At 72.1% G+C, this 21,725-nt stretch carries 19 protein-coding genes; 8 read left to right on the top strand and 11 right to left on the bottom strand.

Annotated elements, in window-relative coordinates; genetic code table 11:
• Positions 1–100: 100 nt before the first annotated feature.
• From aspS to ACH4ZA_RS09155, 3 genes are all read left to right on the top strand, one after another.
• Positions 101–1,864 (top strand): aspartate--tRNA ligase, encoded by a 1,764-nt coding sequence (aspS, locus tag ACH4ZA_RS09165; protein WP_319275959.1) that lies wholly within the window; start codon positions 101–103, stop codon positions 1,862–1,864.
• A gap of 301 nt (positions 1,865–2,165) precedes the next feature.
• On the top strand, positions 2,166–2,588 hold the full coding sequence (locus tag ACH4ZA_RS09160; protein WP_398428669.1) for a hypothetical protein: 423 nt from the start codon (positions 2,166–2,168) through the stop codon (positions 2,586–2,588).
• A 134-nt stretch (positions 2,589–2,722) separates the two neighbouring features.
• Positions 2,723–3,763 (top strand): intradiol ring-cleavage dioxygenase, encoded by a 1,041-nt coding sequence (locus ACH4ZA_RS09155; RefSeq protein WP_398428667.1) that lies wholly within the window; start codon positions 2,723–2,725, stop codon positions 3,761–3,763.
• Between the two features lie 30 nt (positions 3,764–3,793).
• On the opposite strand, the gene ACH4ZA_RS09150 is transcribed toward ACH4ZA_RS09155, so the two are convergent.
• Both ACH4ZA_RS09150 and ACH4ZA_RS09145 read right to left on the bottom strand, forming a co-directional pair.
• On the bottom strand, positions 3,794–4,471 hold the full coding sequence (locus tag ACH4ZA_RS09150) for a hypothetical protein (protein ID WP_319275956.1): 678 nt from the start codon (positions 4,469–4,471) through the stop codon (positions 3,794–3,796).
• Positions 4,472–4,504: 33 nt separating this feature from the next.
• Positions 4,505–4,870: a PH domain-containing protein gene (locus ACH4ZA_RS09145; RefSeq protein ID WP_319275955.1), complete on the bottom strand. Its 366-nt coding sequence runs from the start codon at positions 4,868–4,870 to the stop codon at positions 4,505–4,507.
• 337 nt (positions 4,871–5,207) lie between these two features.
• Here ACH4ZA_RS09145 and ACH4ZA_RS09140 point away from each other — a divergent pair, with 337 nt between their 5' ends.
• Positions 5,208–6,551, top strand: coding sequence for a polysaccharide lyase family 1 protein (locus ACH4ZA_RS09140; RefSeq protein WP_319275954.1), 1,344 nt, complete (start codon positions 5,208–5,210; stop codon positions 6,549–6,551).
• Positions 6,552–6,966: 415 nt separating this feature from the next.
• Here the strand turns inward: ACH4ZA_RS09140 and ACH4ZA_RS09135 are convergent, their stop codons facing one another.
• Complete coding sequence (locus ACH4ZA_RS09135) at positions 6,967–7,851, bottom strand: hypothetical protein (protein ID WP_398428666.1); 885 nt, start codon at positions 7,849–7,851, stop codon at positions 6,967–6,969.
• Between the two features lie 21 nt (positions 7,852–7,872).
• Positions 7,873–8,838 (bottom strand): helix-turn-helix domain-containing protein, encoded by a 966-nt coding sequence (locus ACH4ZA_RS09130; RefSeq protein WP_319275952.1) that lies wholly within the window; start codon positions 8,836–8,838, stop codon positions 7,873–7,875.
• A gap of 508 nt (positions 8,839–9,346) precedes the next feature.
• Here ACH4ZA_RS09130 and ACH4ZA_RS09125 point away from each other — a divergent pair.
• The gene (locus tag ACH4ZA_RS09125; protein WP_398428665.1) at positions 9,347–10,222 is read left to right on the top strand and encodes a helix-turn-helix domain-containing protein; all 876 of its coding nucleotides are present in this window, start codon (positions 9,347–9,349) and stop codon (positions 10,220–10,222) included.
• Positions 10,219–10,428: a DUF397 domain-containing protein gene (locus tag ACH4ZA_RS09120; protein WP_319275950.1), complete on the top strand. Its 210-nt coding sequence runs from the start codon at positions 10,219–10,221 to the stop codon at positions 10,426–10,428. Before ACH4ZA_RS09125 ends, ACH4ZA_RS09120 begins: the two co-directional genes overlap by 4 nt.
• A 23-nt stretch (positions 10,429–10,451) precedes the next feature.
• On the opposite strand, the gene ACH4ZA_RS09115 is transcribed toward ACH4ZA_RS09120, so the two are convergent.
• The 5 genes from ACH4ZA_RS09115 to ACH4ZA_RS09095 all read right to left on the bottom strand — a co-directional run bounded on the left by ACH4ZA_RS09115 (position 10,452) and on the right by ACH4ZA_RS09095 (position 17,960).
• Complete coding sequence (locus ACH4ZA_RS09115) at positions 10,452–10,943, bottom strand: hypothetical protein (RefSeq protein ID WP_398428663.1); 492 nt, start codon at positions 10,941–10,943, stop codon at positions 10,452–10,454.
• A gap of 140 nt (positions 10,944–11,083) precedes the next feature.
• A complete protein-coding gene (gene metG / locus ACH4ZA_RS09110) occupies positions 11,084–12,814 on the bottom strand; it encodes a methionine--tRNA ligase (protein ID WP_398428661.1) in 1,731 nt (576 codons plus the stop codon).
• 169 nt (positions 12,815–12,983) lie between these two features.
• Positions 12,984–14,927: a VWA domain-containing protein gene (locus ACH4ZA_RS09105; protein ID WP_398428660.1), complete on the bottom strand. Its 1,944-nt coding sequence runs from the start codon at positions 14,925–14,927 to the stop codon at positions 12,984–12,986.
• Positions 14,928–15,076: 149 nt separating this feature from the next.
• Entirely contained in the window at positions 15,077–17,041 is a 1,965-nt protein-coding gene (locus ACH4ZA_RS09100; RefSeq protein ID WP_319275947.1) for an FUSC family protein, read from the bottom strand.
• A gap of 136 nt (positions 17,042–17,177) precedes the next feature.
• Entirely contained in the window at positions 17,178–17,960 is a 783-nt protein-coding gene (locus ACH4ZA_RS09095; RefSeq protein ID WP_319275946.1) for an alpha/beta hydrolase, read from the bottom strand.
• Positions 17,961–18,148: 188 nt separating this feature from the next.
• Here ACH4ZA_RS09095 and ACH4ZA_RS09090 point away from each other — a divergent pair, with 188 nt between their 5' ends.
• The gene (locus ACH4ZA_RS09090) at positions 18,149–19,492 is read left to right on the top strand and encodes a PLP-dependent aminotransferase family protein (protein WP_398428659.1); all 1,344 of its coding nucleotides are present in this window, start codon (positions 18,149–18,151) and stop codon (positions 19,490–19,492) included.
• Between the two features lie 52 nt (positions 19,493–19,544).
• On the opposite strand, the gene ACH4ZA_RS09085 is transcribed toward ACH4ZA_RS09090, so the two are convergent.
• Positions 19,545–20,465 carry a hypothetical protein gene (locus ACH4ZA_RS09085; RefSeq protein ID WP_319275944.1) on the bottom strand — a complete coding sequence of 307 codons (921 nt, stop codon included), beginning with the start codon at positions 20,463–20,465 and terminating at the stop codon, positions 19,545–19,547.
• A 133-nt stretch (positions 20,466–20,598) separates the two neighbouring features.
• Here ACH4ZA_RS09085 and ACH4ZA_RS09080 point away from each other — a divergent pair, with 133 nt between their 5' ends.
• Entirely contained in the window at positions 20,599–21,174 is a 576-nt protein-coding gene (locus tag ACH4ZA_RS09080; RefSeq protein ID WP_398428658.1) for an SH3 domain-containing protein, read from the top strand.
• Between the two features lie 77 nt (positions 21,175–21,251).
• Here ACH4ZA_RS09080 and ACH4ZA_RS09075 read toward each other — a convergent pair whose 3' ends face one another.
• Positions 21,252–21,698: a hypothetical protein gene (locus ACH4ZA_RS09075; protein ID WP_319275942.1), complete on the bottom strand. Its 447-nt coding sequence runs from the start codon at positions 21,696–21,698 to the stop codon at positions 21,252–21,254.
• Between the last annotated feature and the right edge of the window lie 27 nt (positions 21,699–21,725).

The following is a 21,725-nucleotide window of genomic DNA, read 5'->3' as shown; positions in this document are numbered from 1 at the left end:
TGGGGGGAGGCCCGCGTGGCGTGGCCGGTACTCTGGGGGTTGTTTCACGTGAAACACCATGAATCCCAGACCCCGATCCGCGAAGACTGGATGAACGACGATGCATCGGTACAGGTCCCACACCTGCGGCGAGCTCCGCGCCTCTGACGTCGGCACCGACGTCCGGCTGAGCGGCTGGCTGCACAATCGGCGCGACCTGGGCGGCATCCTCTTCATCGATCTGCGCGACCACTACGGCATCACGCAGCTCGTCGCCCGGCCGGGCACGCCCGCCTACGAGGCGCTCGACAAGCTGACCAAGGAGTCGACGGTCCGCATCGACGGCAAGGTCGTCTCGCGTGGCGCGGAGAACGTCAACGCGGACCTGCCGACCGGTGAGGTCGAGGTCGAGGTCGGCGAGGTGGAGCTGCTCGGCGCGGCTCAGCCCCTGCCCTTCACGATCAACGCCGAGGACGGGGTCAACGAGGAACGGCGTCTGGAGTACCGCTTCCTCGACCTGCGCCGTGAGCGCATGCACCGCAACATCATGCTGCGCACGTCGGTCATCTCGGCGATGCGGCACAAGATGACGGCGCTCGGCTTCAACGAGATGGCGACGCCGATCCTGTCCGCGACCTCGCCCGAGGGCGCCCGCGACTTCGTCGTCCCGTCCCGGCTGCACGCGGGTCGTTTCTACGCCCTGCCGCAGGCCCCGCAGCAGTTCAAGCAGCTGCTGATGATCTCGGGCTTCGACCGCTACTTCCAGATCGCGCCCTGCTTCCGTGACGAGGACGCGCGCGCGGACCGTTCGCCGGGCGAGTTCTACCAGCTCGACGTCGAGATGAGCTTCGTCGAGCAGGAGGACGTCTTCCAGCCGATCGAGAAGCTCATGACGGAGCTGTTCGAGGAGTTCGGCGGCGGCCGCCACGTCACCTCGCCCTTCCCGCGCATCCCGTTCCGTGAGTCGATGCTGAAGTACGGCTCCGACAAGCCGGACCTGCGCGCGCAGCTGGAGCTCGTCGACATCACCGACGTCTTCGAGGGCTCGGAGTTCAAGGCCTTCGCCGGCAAGCACGTCCGCGCGCTGCCGGTGCCGGACGTCGCCGCGCAGTCCCGGAAGTTCTTCGACCAGCTCGGCGACTTCGCGGTGACGCAGGGCGCGAAGGGCCTGGCCTGGGTCCGCGTGGCCGAGGACGGCTCGCTGTCCGGCCCGATCGCGAAGTTCCTCACCGAGGAGAACGTCGCCGAGCTGACCAAGCGCCTGTCGCTGGCCGCCGGCCACGCCGTCTTCTTCGGGGCCGGCGAGTTCGACGAGGTCTCGAAGATCATGGGCGCGGTGCGGGTCGAGGCCGCCAAGCGCGCCGGGCACTTCGAGGAGAACGTCTTCCGCTTCTGCTGGATCGTCGACTTCCCGATGTACGAGAAGGACGAGGAGACCGGCAAGATCGACTTCTCGCACAACCCGTTCTCGATGCCGCAGGGCGGTCTGGAGGCCCTGGAGACCCAGGACCCGCTGGACATCCTGGGCTGGCAGTACGACATCGTCTGCAACGGCGTCGAGCTGTCCTCCGGCGCGATCCGCAACCACGAGCCCGAGATCATGCTCAAGGCCTTCGAGATCGCGGGCTACGACCGCGAGACCGTCGAGGACAAGTTCGCCGGCATGCTGCGCGCGTTCCGCTTCGGCGCGCCGCCGCACGGCGGGATCGCCCCGGGCGTCGACCGCATCGTCATGCTGCTGGCCGACGAGCCGAACATCCGCGAGACCATCTCCTTCCCGCTCAACGGCAACGCCCAGGACCTGATGATGGGCGCGCCGACGGAGCTGGAGGAGGCCCGGCTGAGGGAGCTGCACCTGTCGGTGCGCAAGCCGCAGCCGAAGTAGGCGGCAGCCGGCCCGGGAAGGACAGGGCAGGCCGGAACAACGGGAGTGGCCCGGGACCGACATCGGTTCCGGGCCACTCCCGTTCTCCCGGCGACGGCTGACAGCCCTCCTCGCCCGACTGGACGGGTCCCGTCCGGGGTACTCGCCACTCAGGCGCTCGACGCCCTTCCCCTCCTGCGGGCCTCACCAGCGCCCCACAGGAACATCCCGGGGCGGGCACAGCGGGCCGCCGGACCATGAAGGAGAAGAGACCAGACCAGACCAGGGGCCGGCGAGGGCCGGTACGCGAAGGGAGCCGGCGATGGATTCCACGGGGTTCGCGATCGTGCTGTCGATGCTGCTGATCGTCGGCGCGGTGGTGTGCGTGGTGACCCAGCGCCGGGACCGGCGGCGGCGTCCCGCGTCCGGCCTGGACGCGGAGGCCGAGGCCAACCACTGGCTCGTCCGGCTGGCCGGCGGGCTCGTCCCGCCGGACGTACGGGCCTGGGCCGGGGCCGACGTGACGGCGGAGCGCGCACTGACGCACGCGGCGGAATGCCACCGCGCGGCCCGGAACCGACTGGGCACGGCGCGCACCCCCGCGGAGTACGAGGAGGCCACCCGGATGGCGAAGGCGGGTCTCGAGCACCTCGCGGCCGCGCGCGGGTCTGGGACCCCGCCCTGCCGCACCGGCCCCGCGCGGGCCCGCGTCGGCGCTCGCGGCCCGCTAGGACGGCCCCGCTAGGACAGGGCTCGCCGGGCGCCGCTGCCGGGAGCAGGCCGAAAACAGACGTGTGTGCCGTGGTCCCGCTGCCCGACCTTGCCGTTCCACAGGTCGTTCCCACGCCCCTGACAGCCCCGGTCCCTACCTTCGCGGCCATGACGGGAAACCACGAGTACAACGCGAGCAACGAGGACGTCACCGGCGGTCCGGAGGCCACGGCCGGACGGCAAGGGCCGCGGCACAAGCGGGATCTGACACGCCGCAAGGTCGTCGTGGCCGGTGCGGGCGCGGCCGTCGCCGTCGGCGCGGGCGGTGCACTCGCCGCCGGCGCCTTCGCCGGGGAGAAGAAGCCCGCGAAGGGCGGCGCCGAGGCCACGGCCTCCGCCGGTTCCGCAGAGGCCTGCTACCTGCTCACCTCAGAGACCACCGAGGGCCCCTACTACATCGACGCCGACAAGATCCGCCGGGACATCACCGAGGACAAGGAGGGAATTCCCCTCACCCTCGCCCTGAAGGTGATCGACTCCCGGACGTGCAAGCCCGTCGCCGGCGCCGCCGTCGACATCTGGCACTGCGACGCCCTCGGCATCTACTCGGGGTACGAGAGCCTCTCCACCGGCGGCGGTGGTGGCGGCGCCCCCACGGGCACACCCACCGACGTTCCGACCGGCACGCCGTCCGACGCGCCCACCGGCGCTCCGACCGGTGAGCCGCCCTCCGGCGGCGGGGGTGGCGGCGGCCACGCGGAGCCGACCGACGACGAGCGCTACCTTCGCGGCACCTGGAGGACCGACCGGCAGGGCCGCGTCACCTTCAAGACGGTGTTCCCGGGCTGGTACCGGGGCCGTACCGTCCACATCCACACCAAGGTGCATGTGGACGGGAAGTGGACCGACGCCGGGTACGAGGGCGGTCACGCCTGCCACACCGGGCAGTTCTTCTTCGACGAGACGGCCGTCCTCGCCTCGGCCGCGGTGGCGCCCTACTCCACCAGCACCACCGAGCGCACCACCCTCACCGAGGACACCATCTACGACCAGAGCGGCACCCGGGGAGGTCTCCTCAAGCTGAAATACGACAGGAAGAACATCGCGAGGGGAGTGGTCGGCTCGATCACCATGGCCGTAGAGCCGGACACCACCCACGACGGCACCGACGGCGGCGTCCAGCCCGGCGCGTCGGCCTCGTCCGGCTGACCGCCGCTCGCGCCCCTGGGGGCGTCCCGCTCATTCGTCCGGTGACGCCCCCTCCTCCAGCAGCCGTTCCGCGATGTCCGTCGACCAGACCTGGGCCCACGCCCGCAGGTCCGTGAGCTGGTCCTCGGTCAGGCCGTACGCCTCGAACGCCGAGTCCGGGAAGTGGTCCGTGCCCTCCAGACGGGTCCGCAGGGCGGGCAGGTCGAAGTCGTCCCGGGCGTGACGGCGGGTCAGTTCCTCCAGCTCGGGGTGGGTGAAGCGGGCGGACGCCGCCCTCGCGTCGATCAGGTCGACGGCCAGCCCCCGGTCGTAGAGCGCCCGGATCTTCGTGCCCACCGCGTCCCCCAGCGCGAGCGCCGGCCCGTACGGGGTCGCGACGGGCGCGCTCCAGAACGTCTCCTTGTGCAGGGCCAACCGGAGGACCGTGTCCGTGCCGGCGTCCGGCACGGACAGGTGCGCGGACAGCGGGTCCCTGTCCTCGAGCGTCACCCCGTGACGGCCCGCGGCGGTGAGCGCCGCGCTCAGCGACTCGGCGAGCCGGGACATCGGCACCGCGCTCTCCGTCGCCAAGTCCAGGTTGGCGTGCGGGCGTTGGATCAGGTCGTGCGCCTGCAGGGCGTAGCCGCCCGCCAGCGCCCAAGGGGCGCCGGGGACGGCCGTCCCGAAGACCTCGGCCAGCAGGCGGAGGTGGGGTCGCAGAAGGTCCACCGCGTAGTCGTACCAGGCGGCCCGGCGAGGGCGCTATTTCGCCACGAACTGCGTGAGGATCGCCTGGACTTCGTAGATGTCGACGCCCTTGGTGAAGGTCTTCTCGATCGGCATGGACGAGCCGGAGACCCAGATCTTCAGCTCGGCGTCGAGGTCGAAGGTGCCGGCCGTCTCCACGGCGAAGTGGGTGATGCTGCGGTACGGGACGGAGTGGTACTCCGTCTTCTTGCCGGTGATGCCCTGCTTGTCGACGAGGATCAGACGGCGGTCCGTGAACAGGATGGTGTCGCGGATCAGCAGGAATGCGGCCTGCACCTGCTCCCCCTGCCCCAGCAGCCGCGCGTAGTCCTGCTGGGCCTGCGCGGGGTCGATGGGGTGCGCGTTGCCGAAGAGTGCCATGTGGGTCCCCCAGGTGGTGTGTGCCGGTGTGTGGGTGTGCCGGTGGGTGAGCGCGTCGGTGTGGGCGTGCCGCCGTATCGCGTGCGCGCCCCCGCGGTCCGGGGGCGGCCCCCCTTGTCCGGGGGCCGCGTCCGGTCCGCCGATCTGCGGTGATCCCTCCCCCGTGCGGGCCGTTCGCCCCCGATGCGCACCTTAAGGGGGTGGTGCGGGAATCGTGAAGGCGTTTCCTGGTGCGGCGTCCACGCCCGCCGAAAAAATTCTCGACGAGCGGCAACTCTTCACCGCACGGCGACCACTGACCGGTCGTAAGCCAGCTCCTCCCCGTAAGGATCCCCCCGTGGCAGCTGCCTCCCACCGCCGGTCCCTCCGTTCGCGCCGCGTCCTCGTGGTCACCGCCGCCGCGGTGGCCGCCGGCGTCGGCGCCGGTGTCGTCGTGATGAGCGCGAACGCCTCACCCGTCGACCTGTACCACCAGACGCTCGCGGCCAAGGACGGCTGGGCCTCCTCCGGCGCGGGCACCACCGGTGGCGCCAAGGCCGACGCCGCGCACACCTTCACCGTCTCCACCCGCGCCCAGCTGGTGAAGGCGCTCGGCTCGGCGTCCGACACCGCCCCCCGGATCATCAAGGTCAAGGGCACGATCGACGCCAACACGAACGACGCCGGGAAGAAGCTGACCTGCGCGGACTACGCGGCGGGCACCGGCTACTCGCTGTCGTCGTACCTCAAGGCGTACGACCCCGCCGTGTACGGTCGCTCGAAGCTGCCCTCGGGCACGCAGGAGAAGGCCCGCGCCGCCGCCCAGACCAAGCAGGCGAAGAACGTCGTCTTCAAGGTGCCGGCCAACACGAGCCTGGTCGGCGTGCCCGGCACGGCCGCCGGCATCTCAGGCGGCATGCTCCAGATCCAGAACGTGGACAACGTCATCGTCCGCAACCTGAACTTCGCCGCCACCGAGGACTGCTTCCCTCAGTGGGACCCGACCGACGGCTCCACCGGCAACTGGAACTCCAACTACGACTCGGTCTCCCTGCGTGGCGCCACCCACGTCTGGGCCGACCACAACACGTTCACCGACGCGCCCCACCTGGACAGCGTCAACCCGAAGTACTACGGCCGCGAGTTCCAGATCCACGACGGCTCCCTCGACATCACCAAGAGCTCCGACCTGGTGACCGTCTCGCGCAACCAGTTCACCAACCACGACAAGACCATGCTGATCGGCAGCAGCGACAGCGAGCCGGCGGGCAAGCTGCGTGTCTCGATCCACCACAACGTCTGGAAGGGCATCGTCCAGCGCGCCCCGCTGGCTCGCGTCGGCCAGGTCCACATCTACAACAACCTGTACGACGTGACGCCCCTCAACGGCTACGCGACGCAGTACAGCATCAACTCCCGCGCCAAGGCGCAGGTCGTCGCCGAGAACAACTACTGGAAGCTGCCGTCCGGCGGCAAGGTCGCGAAGCTCCTCAGCGGCGACGGCACGGGCGCGGTCAAGGGCTCCGGCAACCTCGTCAACGGCACGGTGACCGACGTCGTCGCCGCCTACAACGCCGCGTCCTCGAAGGACCTCAAAACGACGGTCAACTGGACCCCGACCCTGACGGCGGGCCTGGAGACGTCGGCGAAGAACCTGCCCACCTCCCTGGCGACGACGACGGGCGCGGGCGTCCTGAAGTAGCACCCCCTCCATACGCGCGAGGGCCGGGAGACCACGAGCCCCCGGCCCTCGCGTCCCCACCTGCCACGCATGATCGTGTCCTCCATGGGGTGCCCCGGCCGGAACATCCGCAGCGGCCGGACCGGTCAGGCGGAGCTGGAGTTCCTCTGCCAGCCTGGCGGCCGGGGCGTATTCGCGTGATGCGGCCAGGCGGCTCGCGCGGTGTTTCGGCCTCGATTTCCTCGTCGTCCCGGTCCTCGGTACCCAGTGCGTCGACGAGACGTGCGGCATTCTCCGCCTCGGCGGGATCGTCCTCCCCGAGCGCGCGCCTGCGCCAGCTGTCGCCGGTCACAGTCGCACCTCCAGCTGACCGGAGGACCGGGTGTCGGGGCGGCACTCCGTGTTTCGGGGGTGGCGAGCCGGTTGGGAGTCGTGGTTACTCGTCTGCGAAGACGTCCTCAGCTGTCGGAGCGGTGACGGATCGGGCGAGCCAGCGGCCGAGGGTTTCCGGGTCGTCGCAGTCCGTGATGCGTTCACGGATGTCCTCGGGCACGTCGATGCCGCGCTGTTCCAGGACGAGCAGCAAGGCTTCGGCGCGGCCCTGGGCGCGGCCCTGGGCGCGGCCCTCGTCCCGGATCTCTTCCGAGATGTACGACTTGTAGAAGGAGAGGTCCACAGCCACCAGTTTCCTCCAGATCTGCTGCGCCGGGCGCTTGCCCAGGCCCTGTGCGGTGAACTCGACGATCGGGTCGGCGATGTCCTCGGGGACACCCCGCAGAGCGGTGGACAGGGATTTCAGTATGGCACCGATGTCCGGATCGGCAGCGTGCGTGATCGCGGACAGAGCGGCCAGCGCGAGGTCTGCTCGGGCCTCGTCCGGATCGGTGATCACGGGCATGTTGTGAGGGCCCACTACCAGGGGCTTCATGGTGAGCGTGGGTAGTTGTGGCGGCCCACTGGTCACCGGTTGCTGAGCCCACCGCGCTGTCGCGTGGTCCTGGCACACGACCATGAGCGCCGTGGGGATCCGGTACTTCGTCCACACGTACGAGGTGTAATACGCCCAGCTGGCAGGCTTGGCGGGGTCCTTCTTTCCTTGCGCCTCGATGGCCAGGATGAAGGGGCCGTACTCCGGGTTGTCCAGACGGAAGAGCGTGTCCACACGGCGTTCGACGGGGCTGGCCTCGGTGAGGTCGGTGGGCAGCACGGTGATCTTCACGGGGGTGGGGAGTCCGAGCCCGAGGATGCGCGAGACGCGACCGAAGAGCTCGAGATCGTGCTGGAAGATCCGGTGCATCGCCTCGTGCGGGGAGCTGACCATGAAGCGGGTTCAGGCCTCTCGTCAGGCGCTGGGGCGCTGGGGTGCTGGGGTGCTGCTCAGGGCTTGCAGGTTCGGGGCGGGCGGATGGGCGCGGCAGCTGTCGCAAAGGCCCGGTTCGGGGCCTCGGAAGGCGAGGTCGCAGGTGTCGCAGTTTTGGAGGGGGTGCTTGATGGGCGGGGGTTGTTCGGGGGCGCGGTAGGGCGGCAGGGGTGGGAGCTGGGCGGCAAGGCGGTGGGCCAGGAAGGCGGCCGGGCGGTGCAGGGGCTCGAGCGGCAGGTCGCTGCTCAGGGCGCGGCTCACGGCGTTGGGGGGCACCTCGCGTTCCAGCCAGGCGGCGACACCGGGGGCGAGGTGTTCGGCGTCGGTGGCGGAGAGGAGCAGGCGGGGGTCGCGGCGGCGGAGGCCGGCGAGGACGTCCGTGGCGGTCTGGAGGAGGGTGGGGGAGGAGTACCCGGGCTGCGGTACGGCGGGGAGGGCGCGGCGCGGGGGCTTCTTCTCCGGGCGTCGCTGCCCGGCGGGCGGAGGGTTGGGGGCGTCCGGCGATGCGCTGCCGTGTCGGCTCGGCGCTGTGTGGGGCGCTGTGCTGCCACGACGGCCCGGCTGATTGCAGGAGATGGTGCGCGTGACGATGCGGCCGCTCTCGGTGCGTTCGCGGGGACGGCGCAGATAGCCGTGGGTCTCCAGTTCGCGCAGGGCTGCGGCGATACGGGTCGTGCCCTCGGGGAAGCGGGCGGCGAGGGTCTTGATGTCGACCTTGGTCCCGGAGGGGAGGGACTGGATGTGCACGGCCAGCCCGATGGCGAGCCCCGAGAGATCGGGGTGCTGCGCGAGGTGGTTGCCGATCACCGTGAAGCGGGTGGTGTGGCGGGCGTTGTCGTGGACGACTCCGGCGGGATGGGTTTCCGCGTGGGCGTCACCGGGAGGGGGGTTTTCTTCGCCGGTACGGGACTGGGCGTGCGTGGGCGCGCTAGGGTTTTCAGTGTCCATCGGGAAGGGCGTCTTCCTTGGTGGTCAGGCCCTCGCAACGGGATGCCAGTCCCTGCGAGGGCCGTCGTATGTCTGGGGCATGTGCGTTGTGCTGTGTCGCGCTGAGCGTAGAGCAGGCAACCGGTACCGAATCCAGCTGAGTTGGTGATGTTCACTCGCGAGAGTGAGCATGCGCCGTGGGCGGGAGGGGTGGGGCTTGGTGGGGTTTCTTTCTCCCCGGTGGTCCTTGGAAAGAAGACGGCCGACGGCACCGGAACCCACGTGGTCGGGTTCCGGTGCCTGTGTTGTTTCCGCTGGTCAGGCGGGTGTGAGATCGATTCATCCCGTACGGTGGGTGGACTTTTCGCCGTTCACGCGGCCGGGCCTGGCCGCACGTGCTTACCGTGAGCCGTGACAGCGCTGATACGCAGGGTTACTGTCCGGAGCTTGTCGGCCGCTGTCCGGACCGCCGGAACCGGGCCTGCGGGTAGGGGCGTCACGGCACGGCGGGACGACAGAGGGGTGCGGTATGTCGGTGGACGGCGAGGCGGTACGGCTGCGGACCGAGGCGGACGAGCCGGGGTGGGAGGTGGACCCGGACGACGAGTGGGGGGTGGCCGTACTGGCCACGGTGGGGCGGCAGTTGAGGCTGCGCCGGGAGTCGGTGGGGATGCGCGCCGCCGACTTCGCGGTGGCGGTCGGATACGGGGAGGACCTCGTCTACAAGGTTGAGGGCGGGAAGCGGATCCCTCGCCAGGAGTACCTGGACAGAGCCGACGAGGTGTTGCAAGCGGGCGGGCTCGTTGCGGCGGCCTGGGAGGACGTGAAGAAGGTCCGGTATCCGAAGAAGGTTCGAGAGCTGGGCAAGTTGGAGAGCAACGCGGTTGAAATCGGTATCTACGAGTGCAACAGCATCCACGGGCTGTTGCAGACACCGGAACACGCCCGCGCCTTGATCGAGGCTGCGCAGCCGCCCTACTCCTCGGACGACGTGGAGCGCATGGTGGCAGCCCGTCTGGCTCGACAGACCGTGTTCGAGCGCGACCCGGCGCCCTCCCTCCACTTCGTCCTGGAAGAGACACCGCTGCGCCGACCGGTCGGAGGCACAATGGCGTGGAAGCGTCAGCTCGAACGCTTGCTGGGGGTGGGGCGGTTGAACCACGTCACGCTTCAGGTGATGCCGACGAACACCGATGCCCATCCAGGTGTGGACGGCAAGATCGAGTTGCTGAAGTTCCCGGACGGTACGGCCGTGGGGCGCAGTGACGGTGCGTTCAACGGCCGACCGACGGCTGAGCCCAGGGACCTGCGCATCCTTGAACTGCGGTATGGCACCATCCGGGCGCAGGCTCTCCCGCCGAGAGAGTCGCTCGCCTTCATCGAACAACTGCTGGGAGAGACATGATCCGCAAGGCCTCCACCGAGGACGCCTCTGAACTGGACTGGTTCAAGAGCAGCTACAGCAGCGGCACGGACGGCAACTCCTGCGTTGAGATCGCCCTGGCTCCCGGCACCGTCCATGTCCGCGACTCCAAGAACGTCGAAGGGCCTCGCCTGGCGCTCACGCCGGGCGCATGGGCGAACTTCGTGGCGCACGCGTCGGAGGGCTGAGGGGAATCGGCTCGCGGGGGCGGTCAGGTGTCGTACGTGCCGTCCCAGGGGGCGGCGAAGGCGAGGCGGTCCGGGTAGAGCTCCGCCCAGGTCTCCGGCTCGCCGTCGTCGTCCTTGTCCTCGCGGATGACGAGGCCGAACAGGACGTTCTCGTACGTGAGGTGGAAGGGGCGGACGGCGATGTCCGTGTAGGAGCGGCGGGGCAGGCTGCGCAGCAGGGTGGCCAGGCGGACGCGGGCGCGGGTGAGGACCGAGTCGTCGCCGTGCGGGTTGCGCTGCTGCTCGGCCCACGTGCCGGCGCACCAGATGTCCGAGTCGCGGTAGCGGCCCTCGGCGTCGAAGGTGTGCAGCACGGTGTAGAGGCGTTTGTACTCTTCCCAGCCGTCGTCGAGCCGGAAGCCCTGGGGGAAGGCGTACGTGACCGACGCGAGGAACTGACCGTCCGCGTACCGGCCGATGGACTCGGTGCGGTGCCTCGGCTGGTAGGCGATCGGAATGACCTCGGGGACTGCCATGGCGGAAACCATACGGCTTGGCGAGAACATGCCGAAGAGGGGGGAACCTCTTCGCCTTTTCCTCTACATCTTCTCCGTTGTGGCTTCTCCTGCGGACGCCCGGGGAGGGACGCGGCACGTCCCTCCCCGGGCGCGGCGCGTCACTCCTCGGTGCCGCCGAAGCGCTCCTTGTACGCCGCCAGGTCCTCGTCCTGGAGCTTGGCGAACAGGACCGGCGGGACGGTGAAGGGGGTGCCGGCGGGGACGGAGGCGAGGGCCTTCGCCTCGTCCGACGTGACCCAGGTCGCGGTGTCGTCGGACAGCGAGAACGCCTCACGCATGATCTTCGCCGTCGCCGGGATGAACGGCTCGGAGACCACCGCGTAGAGATGGATCAGGTTCATCGCCGTGCGCAGCGTGAGGGCCGCGCCGTCCTTGTCCGTCTTGATCTCCAGCCACGGGGCCTTCTCCTCGAGGTAGGAGTTGCCCGCCGACCACAGCGCGCGCAGCGCTGCGGCCGCCTTGCGGAACTGGAGCGACTCCATCTGCGACTCGTACTCGGCGAGCAGCTCGGCGATCTGCTCCCCGAGCCTCGTCTCCGCCTCGCCGGGCGCGTTGCCCGCCGGGACCTCGTCGCCGAAGCGCTTCTTGGAGAAGGACAGGACGCGGTTGACGAAGTTGCCCAGGGTGTCGGCCAGGTCCTTGTTCACCGTGGCAGTGAAGTGCTCCCAGGTGAAGGAGGAGTCGTCCGACTCGGGGGCGTTGGCGATCAGGAAGTAGCGCCAGTAGTCGGCCGGGAGGACGTCCAGCGCCTGGTCGGTGAAGACGCCGCGCTTCTGGGACGTGGAGAACTTGCCGCCGTAGTACGTCAGCCAGTTGAAGGCCTTGACGTAGTCGACCTTCTTCCACGGCTCGCGCACGCCCAGCTCGGTGGCCGGGAACATCACCGTGTGGAACGGGACGTTGTCCTTGGCCATGAACTCCGTGTAGCGGACCGGGTTCTCGCCGCCGTCGGCCTCGTACCACCACGACTTCCAGTCGCGGGTCTCACCGGCGGGGGCGGCGTCCGACCACTCCTTCGTCGCGGCGATGTACTCGATCGGGGCGTCGAACCAGACGTAGAAGACCTTGCCCTCGGCGGCCAGCTCCGGCCACGTGTCGGCCGGGACCGGCACGCCCCAGTCCAGGTCGCGGGTGATGGCGCGGTCGTGCAGGCCCTCGGTCAGCCACTTGCGGGCGATGGAGGAGGCCAGCTGGGGCCAGTCGGCCTCGTGACGGGAGACCCACTCCTCGACCTCGTGCTGCAGCTTGGACTGCAGGAGGAACAGGTGCTTCGTCTCACGGACCTCGAGGTCCGTGGAGCCGGAGATCGCCGAGCGCGGGTCGATCAGGTCCGTCGGGTCCAGGACGCGGGTGCAGTTCTCGCACTGGTCGCCGCGGGCCTTGTCGTAGCCGCAGTGCGGACAGGTGCCCTCGACGTAGCGGTCCGGGAGGAAGCGGCCGTCGGCCGGGCTGTACACCTGGCGGATCGCCCGCTCCTCGATGAACCCGTTCTCGTTGAGGCGGCGGGCGAAGTGCTGGGTGATCTCGACGTTCTGCGGGGAGGAGCTGCGACCGAAGTAGTCGAAGGCCAGCGCGAAGCCGTCGTAGACCGCCTTCTGGGCGTCGTGCGCCTGCGCGCAGAAGTCGGCGACCGGGAGGCCCTGCTCCTTGGCGGCCAGCTCGGCGGGGGTGCCGTGCTCGTCCGTCGCGCAGATGTAGAGGACGTCGTGGCCGCGCTGGCGGAGGTACCGGGCGTACACGTCCGCCGGGAGCATGGACCCCACCATGTTGCCCAGGTGCTTGATTCCGTTGATGTACGGAAGGGCGCTGGTGATGAGGTGTCGAGCCATCGGAGGCTGCTCCCAGTCGGTCGTTCTTCGGCGGTCCTCTTATGGGCCTTGAACTTGAAATCGTAGCCGACACGGGTGGGCCGCCCGCCTCCCGTTTTACGGGGTGGGAAGCGGGCGGCCGGGGGTACGGACAGGGCGACGGCCCCGGTCGGGCGGGCCGTCGGGCGGGTCAGGGGCGCCAGGCGGCCAGGACGCCCTCGTACAGCTCGGCGTCCGTCAGCTCGCGCGGGGTCGGGCCCGCGTGGAAGAAGGACGTGTTCGGGGTCTTCAGCTTGCGGAGGTAGTCGAAGGCCTTGTTGTCGTGCTCACCGAACGCGACGAAGGAGAAGAAGACGGCCGGGTGGTTCTGCGCGGCGTCCGTGAGGGCCTGGGTGGCCGGGGTCTTCGCGTCCGGGGCGCCGTCCGTCTGGAACACCACCAGGGCGGGGGTGCCCGGGGCTTCCTTCCCGTGGCGGGCGAGGACTTCCTCCACGGCCGCGTGGTAGCTGGTACGGCCCATGCGGCCGAGGCCGGCGTGCAGCTCGTCGATCTTGTTCTCGTGCTCGGCGAGGGTCAGCTCGCCGGTGCCGTCGAGCTCCGTGGAGAAGAAGACCACGGGGACCGTGACCGCCGGGTCCAGGTAGGCCGCGAGGGCGAGGGTCTGCTCGGCGAGGGCCTGGGCGGAGCCGTCCTTGTAGTAGGCGCGCATGCTCGCGGAGCGGTCCAGCACGAGGTAGACCTTGGCCCGGGCGTCGGCGAGGCCGGCGTTGCCGAGGGCGGTGGCTGCGGCGGTGTACGCGGTGCGGAGGGTTGCGGGTACCGCGGCGCGGGGCTCAGCCTCGCCTTCGGCGTCGGCCTCGTCGTTCCCACCCGCACCACCCGTGCGGCTCTCGTCGTCGGGTGCGGGTGGCCCCTGCGGGGCGTCCTCGCCGTCGGCGGCCGCGGGTGCGGGCTCGGCTGCCGCCGCGGCGGGTTCGGGTGCCGGCTCCGCCTCCGGCTCGGCCTCCGCCTCCGGCTCGGCGTCCTGCTGCGGTGCCGCGTCCGCGGTCGGCTCCTCGGCGGGACCGCCCTCGGCGGCCTCCGGCTCCGGCTCAGCCGGGACCTCGGCGGCGGGCTCGTCCGCCACTGCCTCCGGCTCGGCGGGCACCTCGGGCGCGGGCACCTCTTCGGCCGTCGGCTCCGCCTCGGGCGAGGGCTCCTCGGCGGTGGCCTCGGCCTTCGACTCGGCCTCCACCTTCGCCTCGGGCTCATCGGCGGCGTCCGCCGAAGGCTCCTCGGCGGGTGCGTCCGCCTCGGCCGGTGCCTCGGCGGTGGCGTCGGCCTGCGGCTCGGCCTCGGTGTCGTCTGCGGTGGCCGGCGTCGCCGCCTCGGGCTCGGCGGGCGTGTCCACCTCCGCCTCGGGTTCGGCGGGCGTGTCCACCTCCGCCTCGGGTTCGGCGGCGGTGGCCTCGGCTTCCACCTCAGCCTCGGCTTCCACCTCGGCCTCCGCCTCGATGACCGGGGTCGTCGCCTCGGGCTCCTCGGTGGGTGCGTCCGCGTCGGCCGTGTCCGCGGCTTCGTCGGCCGCCGTCTGCGGCTCCGTCTCGGCCGCGGCCTCCGGCTCGGCGTTCGCCGCGACGTCCGCCGTCGGCTCCGCCGGGGTTTCGGCGACCTCGGTGGACGCGTCGGTCTCGGGCTCGGCGTCGGCGGTGGCGGTCGCTTCCGGTTCCGCCGGGTCGTCGGTGTCGGGCTCGGCGGGGGCCTGCGGCGTGGCCGTGGCTTCGGGCTCGGCGTCGGCGGTGGGGGAGGTCTCGGTCGGCGCTCCGGGGGCGGTGGACGCCTCCGGCTCGGCGGCCGTGTTCTCCTCGGACCTCGTCGGCTTGGGGACCGTGACGTTGTCGAAGGCCGCCGCCACCAGGTCGTGTTCGTTCGGGGACTCCGTGCGGGGCTCCGGGACCTGGGCCGTCGGAGTGGGCTCGGGAGAGGGGGAGGGGAGTGCCGGTTCCTGCACCCGCGTCGGTGTCGACGTCGGCGCGGACGGCTCCGCGGCGGCGGTCTGTTCCTGCGAAGGAACTTGTTCCGCACCCTCTGCCTCGGCCGTGCGCCCCTTGCGGGACCTGCCGAATGCATTCCGCAGGAGAGTGAGAATGCCCATTTGCGCAACCCTTCGCATGAGTTGTAGCCGTCGATCCCTGGCCAGGACGGACACGTAAGGTTAGCGGCCCCTGGCGGTGATCTTGGGCAGGGGTGAGTGTGCGGAACACGGGTGTGTCAACACCGCCTCGAAAGCCCGCCGTGCGGGCCTCATGCGGTGGGTGAGGCGATGGCCCGTGCCGCCGCGATCTCCTGGCGCAGGGGCTGCAGCACGCTGTCCGCCGGTCCGGTGAGGTCGGTGCGGACGGGATACAGGACCTCCGTGTCCCGCAGGCCCTCGGCCAGCTCGTCCAGCTGCAGCGTGACCCGGGCGACCTCCTGCGCCGACGGCGGTTCGGCCCCGTGCTTCACGCGGACCCGGGCCGCGGTCGTCGCGTCCACGATCCGCTCCACCGCCACGACCAGCGGCCACCAGGCGGCCGCCCGGCGTCCGGTCGGCGGCGGCTCGGTCAGCGCGCGCTGGAACTCCGTGCGGACGACCGACAGGTCGCGGTAGAGGCGGCGGCGCATGCGGGCGCGGGCGGCGGGGTCGACGTCGGGCCCGAAGGCCGCGTCCGCGTACCGGGCGGTGTCGGCGACCGCGTCGGCCAGTTTGTCGCCGACCCTGGTGTGCCAGCTCTCCGGCCAGAGCAGGTAACCCGCGACGAGCGCGATGCCGCAGCCGATCAGGGAGTCCGCCAGGCGGGGCAGCAGCAGTGCGGCTCCCTGGTGGTTGAGGGTGTCCGACAGGAGCAGGATCACCGGGGTGATCGCGGCCGTCTGGTAGCCGTAGCCGCGAGGGGTGAGCGCGGGGATGAGCGGGGCGAGCACGAGCATCACCGGCACGTCCCACCACCCCCTCGGCACCTGCGAGAGCACGGCCGCCGCGACCACCAGTCCGGCCACCGTGCCCAGCGCCCGCAGCAGCGCGCGGGAGAAGACCGAGCCGAAGTCCGGCTTCAGGACGAAGGTGATGGTGAGGGCGACCCAGTAGGAGCGGGCCACCGGGACCGTGGAGACGAGGACCTGGGCCAGCCCGATGCACAGGGCGAGCCGCAGGCCGTAGCGCCAGGACGCGGCGGACAGGGCGACGTCCCGGGCGGCGTGGGCGGCCCGTGCCCGCAGCCCCGCCGGACGGCCGAGCCGGTCGTCCGCCGCGCCGGCGCCCGGGGCGCCGGGTTCGGCGTCGGGGGCGGCGACCACCTCGGCGGCGTGCCGCAGGGCGTGGTCGACGGCACGCGAGGTCTCCGAGGCGGGGGCGGGCAGCCGCAGGTCTATCGGGCCGGTGAAGCCGGTCTCCACCGCCCGCGCGAGGTGCAGCACCGCCTCGGGGACCTCCCTGGGCAGCGGGCGGCCGGCCAGGTGGGCCGCGGGAGCCGCCTCCACGACCGGGGTGACGGCGTTCAGCTGGGCTACCAGTCGCGTCAGTTCGGGGCTGCGACCGTGGTGACGGGTGCGGCGGGCCAGGATGAGGTCGTACGACTGGTTCAGCGACTGGGTGACGGTGTGCCGGGCGTCCTCGTAGGCGTCGGGGACGTCGCTGCCGCAGGCCGCCAGCAGGTCGGCGACCGTGCGGTACGCGGCGGCGACCGCGCTGCGCTCGGGGACCCCGGAGCGCAGCGGCCAGGCCAGCAGGGCGAGCAGGAGCACGAGCAGTCCGCCGCCGGTCATCAGCAGGGGCGCCAGCCACCAGGGGCCGGGCATGGGCAGCCCGGCCCCGACGACGCAGTTGAGCAGGAGCAGCAGTCCGGACACGGACGCCACGGCCCCGATCGTCGAGATCATCCCGGAGACCAGGGCGACGCCGGTGACGGTGGCCACCGCCGGCCAGCCGAGCCCGTACACGGCGGATCCCAGGGTCACGCCGACCGCGCCGAACAGCTGGGGGACCGCGATGTTCAGGATCCGCATGCGGTAGGCGTCGGCGGTGTCGCCGATGACTCCGGAGAGGGCGCCCATGGAGGCGAGCGCCCCGTACTGGGGCTGTCCCACGGCGAGGCCCACCGCCAGCGGCAGCGTCATCGCGAGCGCGGCGCGGGCGACGGCGGGCCGGTTGACGGGCGAGGCCCGCTGCGGCTGGAGGTTCCGCACCAGCCAGTCGGGAGGGGTGAGGCCGATGGGGAACTCGCGGGACATGCGCTCATTATGGGCGCGCAGGTCAAGGCGGAGAACGGCGCGGAGTCACCGCCCGGGGCAGAGGCCCGCGGCGGCGGGCGGGCCCGCAGGGGGCAGGCGGGTCCCCGGGTGACGGGTGGCGGCGCCCGTCATCGTCCTACGGCTGCACGGTCGCCAGGAACCGTGCCAGGACCTCGTTGAACTCCGCCGGCCGTTCCAGGTTCGGCAGGTGGGCGGCGCCTCCGACGACGTGCAGCACGGAGTGCGGGAGCAGGGCGTGCATCGCCTCCGCGTCCGGGACCGGCGTGTACGCGTCGTCCTCGCCGACCACGACCAGGGCGGGGACGGCGACGCGGGTCAGCAGGGGCCGGTAGTCGGGGCGTTCGGCCCGGCCGCGCAGGGCCGCCGCGGCGCCCTCCGGGTCGGTGGACGTCATCATGCGGTGGACGTGCGCCTTGACCTCGGGGTGCGCGGTGGGCGCGACCATCTTCTCCAGCACCTCGTCGGCGTAGCCGCCCATGCCCTCGGCGAGCAGACGGTCCGCCATGTCGTTGCGCGCCGTCCGGCCGGCGGGGGTCTCCGGGGCCGGGGTGGTGTCGGCGAGGACCAGGCCGCGGACGCGGTCGCCGAAGCGGGCGAAGCATTCCATCGCGATCTGGCCGCCCATCGACAGACCGGCCAGGACGAACGCCTCCGCCTTCAGTTCGTCGAGCAGTTCCTCCAGGTCCTCGGCGAAGCGGGAGAGCGGGGTGACGCCGGGGGTCACCGGGGACGCCCCGTAGCCGCGCAGGTCGGGGGCGATCACCCGGCGGGAGACGGAGAAGGCGTGGATCTGCGGAGCCCACATGGTGCGGTCGAAGGGGTGGCCGTGGACGAGGACGAGGGGGAGCGCCTGGGTTGTCTGCGCGCCTTCGTCCCCGTATGCGAGGAAGGGTGCCATGCGGTGACGGTAGGGCGGCCGCGCAGCTCGGTGCAATAAGATCTTTGCTCTCGGTGCAATGAGGCGACGGCGCCGGCCCGTGCCCCAGGGGAGCCCGGGAGCCCGTGCCCACGGCACCGGCCCATGCCCACGGCACCGGCCCGTGACGGCGGCGTCGTGGGCGCCCCTCGAGGAAGGTCCGTGTTCCGATGGCCGACTTCCGGTCGATCGCCGACCGCATCGCCGACGACATCGCCGCCGGACGGCTGCGTCCCGGCCAACGGCTGCCCCCGCAGCGGTGGTTCGCCCGACGGCACCGCATCGCGCCGTCGACGGCCGGGCGGGTGTACGGCGAACTCGTGCGGCGCGGGCTCGTGGTGGGCGAGGTGGGACGGGGCACCTTCGTGCGGGCCGCGCCGCCCGCCGCACAGGGGCGGGCGCTGGTGGAGACGGCCACGGCCGCACCCGTCAACCTCGAACTCAACTACCCTTGCGCGGCAGGCCAGTCGGAGCTGCTGGCCCCGGTGCTGGCACCGCTGCTGCGGCCGGACGTGCTGACCGAGGCCCTGCGGCCGGGCGCCGCCGACGGCACGCCGGCCGCGCGCGAGGCCGCCGCCGGGCTGCTCGCCGTCCCCGGCTGGCGGCCGGAGCCGGAACGGTTCCTCTTCACGGGCAACGCGCGCCAGGCCATCGCCGCCGCGCTGGCCTCGCTGGTCCGGCCGGGCGGCCGGGTCGGGGTGGAGGAGCTGACGTATCCGCTGGTCAAGGAGATCGCCGCGCGACTGGGCGTGGTGCTTGTGCCGCTCGCCGGCGACGCGGAAGGCGTGCGGCCCGACGCGATCGCCGCCGCCCACCGCGCGGCCCCCCTCTGCGCCCTCTACCTCCAGCCGACGCTGCACAACCCGACGTCCGCGATCACCGGCGAGGACCGCAGACGCGAACTCGGGCTGCTCGCGGTCGGGTTGGGGCTGCCCGTCGTCGAGGACCGCATCTGGTCGTTTCTGCATCCGGACGCCGTGCCGCTCGCCGTCCACGCCCCCGGGCTGGTCCACGTGGTGGACGGGCTCTCCAAACGGGTCGCGCCGGGCCTGGCCGTCGGCTTCCTGGTCGTGCCGGAGCACCGGACCCGGGAGGTGGCGGCCGCCGTCCGGTCGGGCGGGTGGAGTGCGGGCCGGTTCGCCGTGGAGGCGGCGACGCGGTGGACGCAGGAGGGCGTGGTGCGGCGGCTCGTCGAGGGGAAGCGGGCGGACGCCGCACGCCGGCAGGCGATCCTCGCCGAACACCTCGACGGGTTCGCCGTCCGCACCGATCCGCGCGCCTATTACGCCTGGTGGGAGCTGCCCGCGCCGTGGCGCGCCGAGACCTTCACGGCCGCGGCCGCCGCCCACGGGATCGCCGTCACCCCCGGCTCCGCCTTCGCCGTGGACCCGCACCGCACCCCGGACGCCGTCCGGCTCGGGCTCGCCTCGGCCCCGGAGCGGGAACTCGCCCGGGCGCTGCGGGTGCTGGCCGGCGTAGCGGCGGGCGGACCCGCGGCGAGCGGGGTGGGCTGAGCCGGACCGACGCGGACGCGTGCGCCCCGGCCGGCGGTTCGACCGTCGCCGGTCAGGCCCTGACGCCGGTCGGCTCCGGAGGGGGCGCCGGGGCCGGCGCCGCGGCGGGGGCCGCGGGGTGACGCCGGTGCCGCAGGAGACGGGCCAGGGGTGCGCCGGGGCGGCTGAGCCAGGTGGCGGCGGCCACCGTCAGGCCCAGGGCCAGCAGCAGCCAGGAGGCCGTGCGCAGGCTGGCGGTGAGGGCGTCGTAGACCGCGCCCGCGGCCGGCCGGTGCGCCTCGTCGGGGAGGTCGTCGAGGGTCAGACGGCGGCCGAGGGCGACCGCGAGGCCGAGGAACGCGCCGCCGAGCGCGGTGCCGAGGGCGGTCGCCGTGACCGCCCGGCGGCGGCAGGCCGCCACCGCGACGCCCGCCACCCCGAACACGACGGCCGCCAGGGGCAGCCAGAAACCTGCGACGTCGAGCACGTGGTAGCCCTTCCGGAGTGCGGCGAGGTCGTCGGACGGGAGCAGCGCCACCTGCGTGTGATGGATGGGGATGCGTGCTGCGAACGGCACGTGATCCACCGTCAGCTGCTGTTTGAGGGGAGTGGTGACGGTCGCCAGGTCCACGGTGACGGGACGTCCGTCGCGGCCGGCCCGGTCGTCCTGGAGCGCCCGCATGACCGCGGTGTGGGCCGCCTCGTTGCCCGCGTCCCACGCGGTGCGGTAGGCGCGGGTCGCGGTGAACGAGCGGAACGCGTCGCGCAGGAACAGCGGGTTCATCCCGGCCTCGCGCGCCACTCCGTCGCCCACCGTGTCGGCGACGGCGTCCCGCACGTCGGGGTCGGAGGCGAGCGGCGCCATCGCGGTGACGTAGCTGCGCGTGTCGGTGAGGCCGTACGCGGCCCACGCCGCGAGCGCGCCGAACGGCACCAGCAGGCAGCACAGGGCGATGAGGGCGGCCGAGAGAGCGGTCCGCAGGCTTCGGGACACGTCTCCAGGCAACGGGCCCGGGACGGGGAGCGCGAGCCCATGACGGCCGTACGGGTGGCGTCCCGGTCACGCCTTCCGGTGGAGGGTTCCCCCGAACGGGTGTTTCCTGGTTCTGGGGAGAAGGAGGCCGATCATGCGCACCACTGTGGCCCTGAGGACCCTGGCCGCGGCCCTGCTCGCCGGCGGCTCCCTCGCCGTCGCGGCGAGCGGCGCCACCGCCGCGCCTGCCGTGCCTGCCGCGCCTGTTGCGTCGGCCGTGCCTGCCGTGTCTGCCGTGCCCGCCAGTGGCGGCGGCGACGCGATCCGCGGCACCGTCGTCTCCCGCACCGAGCTGAACGTGCGACAGGAACCCACGACGCACGCGCCGGTCGTCGCGGCGCTCGCGCCCGGCAGCCATGACCTGGTGCAGTGCAGGGTCAAGGGCCAGAGCGTGAACGGCAACCCGGACTGGTACTGGCTCTACGGCGCCCAGGGCTGGGCGAGCGCCGCCTTCGTGGACGTCGGCCGCGCACACGTGCCCGACTGCGCCGACCCGTGCCCGCGGTGGAAGGACGGCGACTGGACGAACTGGGACGACCCGTTCACCGACAGCTCGTTCGGCGTGTCCGGCTCCGGGTCGTTCAGCTTCTCCGGCACATGGAGCTTCAGCGTCTCCGGGACGTCACAGGCCTCGTCGGACGGCTGGGAGTGGGTACCGGCCGGCCGGTGAGTGGAGGGATGAGGGAAGACCCGGGCCCCGGCGGAACACCGCCGGGGCCCGGGTGCGGATGCGTCCCTCCTGGGGGCCTAGCGGATGCGGTTTCCGTCCGCGTCCTCACGCGTGTAGAAGCGGAAGAACAGCGCCGCGAAGGTGGACGCCGCCACCGCCAGCGCCCAGCCGGTCGACCGCAGCACGCTCGCGCCGGTCTCGCTGTACATGAAGCCGAAGGCGCAGCCTGCGAACACCGCCCACAGCCCGGCGTGCAGTTCGCGCCGCAGCCGCGGGGCGACGGCGTGCACGCCCAGCCAGAGCACCGCGAACGCGAACGCGCTCACGAAGCCGAGCAGCAGGTTCCAGCCGGTGATGGGGCCTCCGGCGCGGTTGTTGGCCGCGACCCAGTAGCCGTAGACGAGGCCCAGCCCGACGGCTGTGGTCCACTCCGCGGCCCGGTGGGTCCGTTCACTGAAGACGTCGGGGATACGGGTCGGTGCCGACAGGGTCCGTACGCCTGACGCGGGTACCGCATGAGCCATGAGAGGACTCCTCTCTCCTCGCCCCTG

Origin of the sequence: Streptomyces sp. NPDC020597 (genome assembly GCF_044335095.1) — a bacterium.
Lineage (GTDB): Bacteria > Actinomycetota > Actinomycetes > Streptomycetales > Streptomycetaceae > Streptomyces.
The sequence above is the reverse complement of the archived record's forward strand: the minus strand, read 5'-3'. Positions and strand labels throughout refer to the sequence as shown.

Excerpts from the sequence above, each read along its gene's own strand:
- aspS (WP_319275959.1), top strand. The coding sequence starts at position 101 with ATGCATCGGTACAGGTCCCACACCTGCGGCGAGCTCCGCGCCTCTGAC.
- ACH4ZA_RS09160 (WP_398428669.1), top strand. The coding sequence starts at position 2,166 with ATGGATTCCACGGGGTTCGCGATCGTGCTGTCGATGCTGCTGATCGTC.
- ACH4ZA_RS09155 (WP_398428667.1), top strand. The coding sequence starts at position 2,723 with ATGACGGGAAACCACGAGTACAACGCGAGCAACGAGGACGTCACCGGC.
- ACH4ZA_RS09145 (WP_319275955.1), bottom strand. The coding sequence starts at position 4,870 with ATGGCACTCTTCGGCAACGCGCACCCCATCGACCCCGCGCAGGCCCAG.
- ACH4ZA_RS09135 (WP_398428666.1), bottom strand. The coding sequence starts at position 7,851 with ATGGTCAGCTCCCCGCACGAGGCGATGCACCGGATCTTCCAGCACGAT.
- ACH4ZA_RS09130 (WP_319275952.1), bottom strand. The coding sequence starts at position 8,838 with ATGGACACTGAAAACCCTAGCGCGCCCACGCACGCCCAGTCCCGTACC.
- ACH4ZA_RS09125 (WP_398428665.1), top strand. The coding sequence starts at position 9,347 with ATGTCGGTGGACGGCGAGGCGGTACGGCTGCGGACCGAGGCGGACGAG.
- ACH4ZA_RS09120 (WP_319275950.1), top strand. The coding sequence starts at position 10,219 with ATGATCCGCAAGGCCTCCACCGAGGACGCCTCTGAACTGGACTGGTTC.
- ACH4ZA_RS09115 (WP_398428663.1), bottom strand. The coding sequence starts at position 10,943 with ATGGCAGTCCCCGAGGTCATTCCGATCGCCTACCAGCCGAGGCACCGC.
- metG (WP_398428661.1), bottom strand. The coding sequence starts at position 12,814 with ATGGCTCGACACCTCATCACCAGCGCCCTTCCGTACATCAACGGAATC.
- ACH4ZA_RS09105 (WP_398428660.1), bottom strand. The coding sequence starts at position 14,927 with ATGGGCATTCTCACTCTCCTGCGGAATGCATTCGGCAGGTCCCGCAAG.
- ACH4ZA_RS09100 (WP_319275947.1), bottom strand. The coding sequence starts at position 17,041 with ATGTCCCGCGAGTTCCCCATCGGCCTCACCCCTCCCGACTGGCTGGTG.
- ACH4ZA_RS09095 (WP_319275946.1), bottom strand. The coding sequence starts at position 17,960 with ATGGCACCCTTCCTCGCATACGGGGACGAAGGCGCGCAGACAACCCAG.
- ACH4ZA_RS09090 (WP_398428659.1), top strand. The coding sequence starts at position 18,149 with ATGGCCGACTTCCGGTCGATCGCCGACCGCATCGCCGACGACATCGCC.
- ACH4ZA_RS09080 (WP_398428658.1), top strand. The coding sequence starts at position 20,599 with ATGCGCACCACTGTGGCCCTGAGGACCCTGGCCGCGGCCCTGCTCGCC.
- ACH4ZA_RS09075 (WP_319275942.1), bottom strand. The coding sequence starts at position 21,698 with ATGGCTCATGCGGTACCCGCGTCAGGCGTACGGACCCTGTCGGCACCG.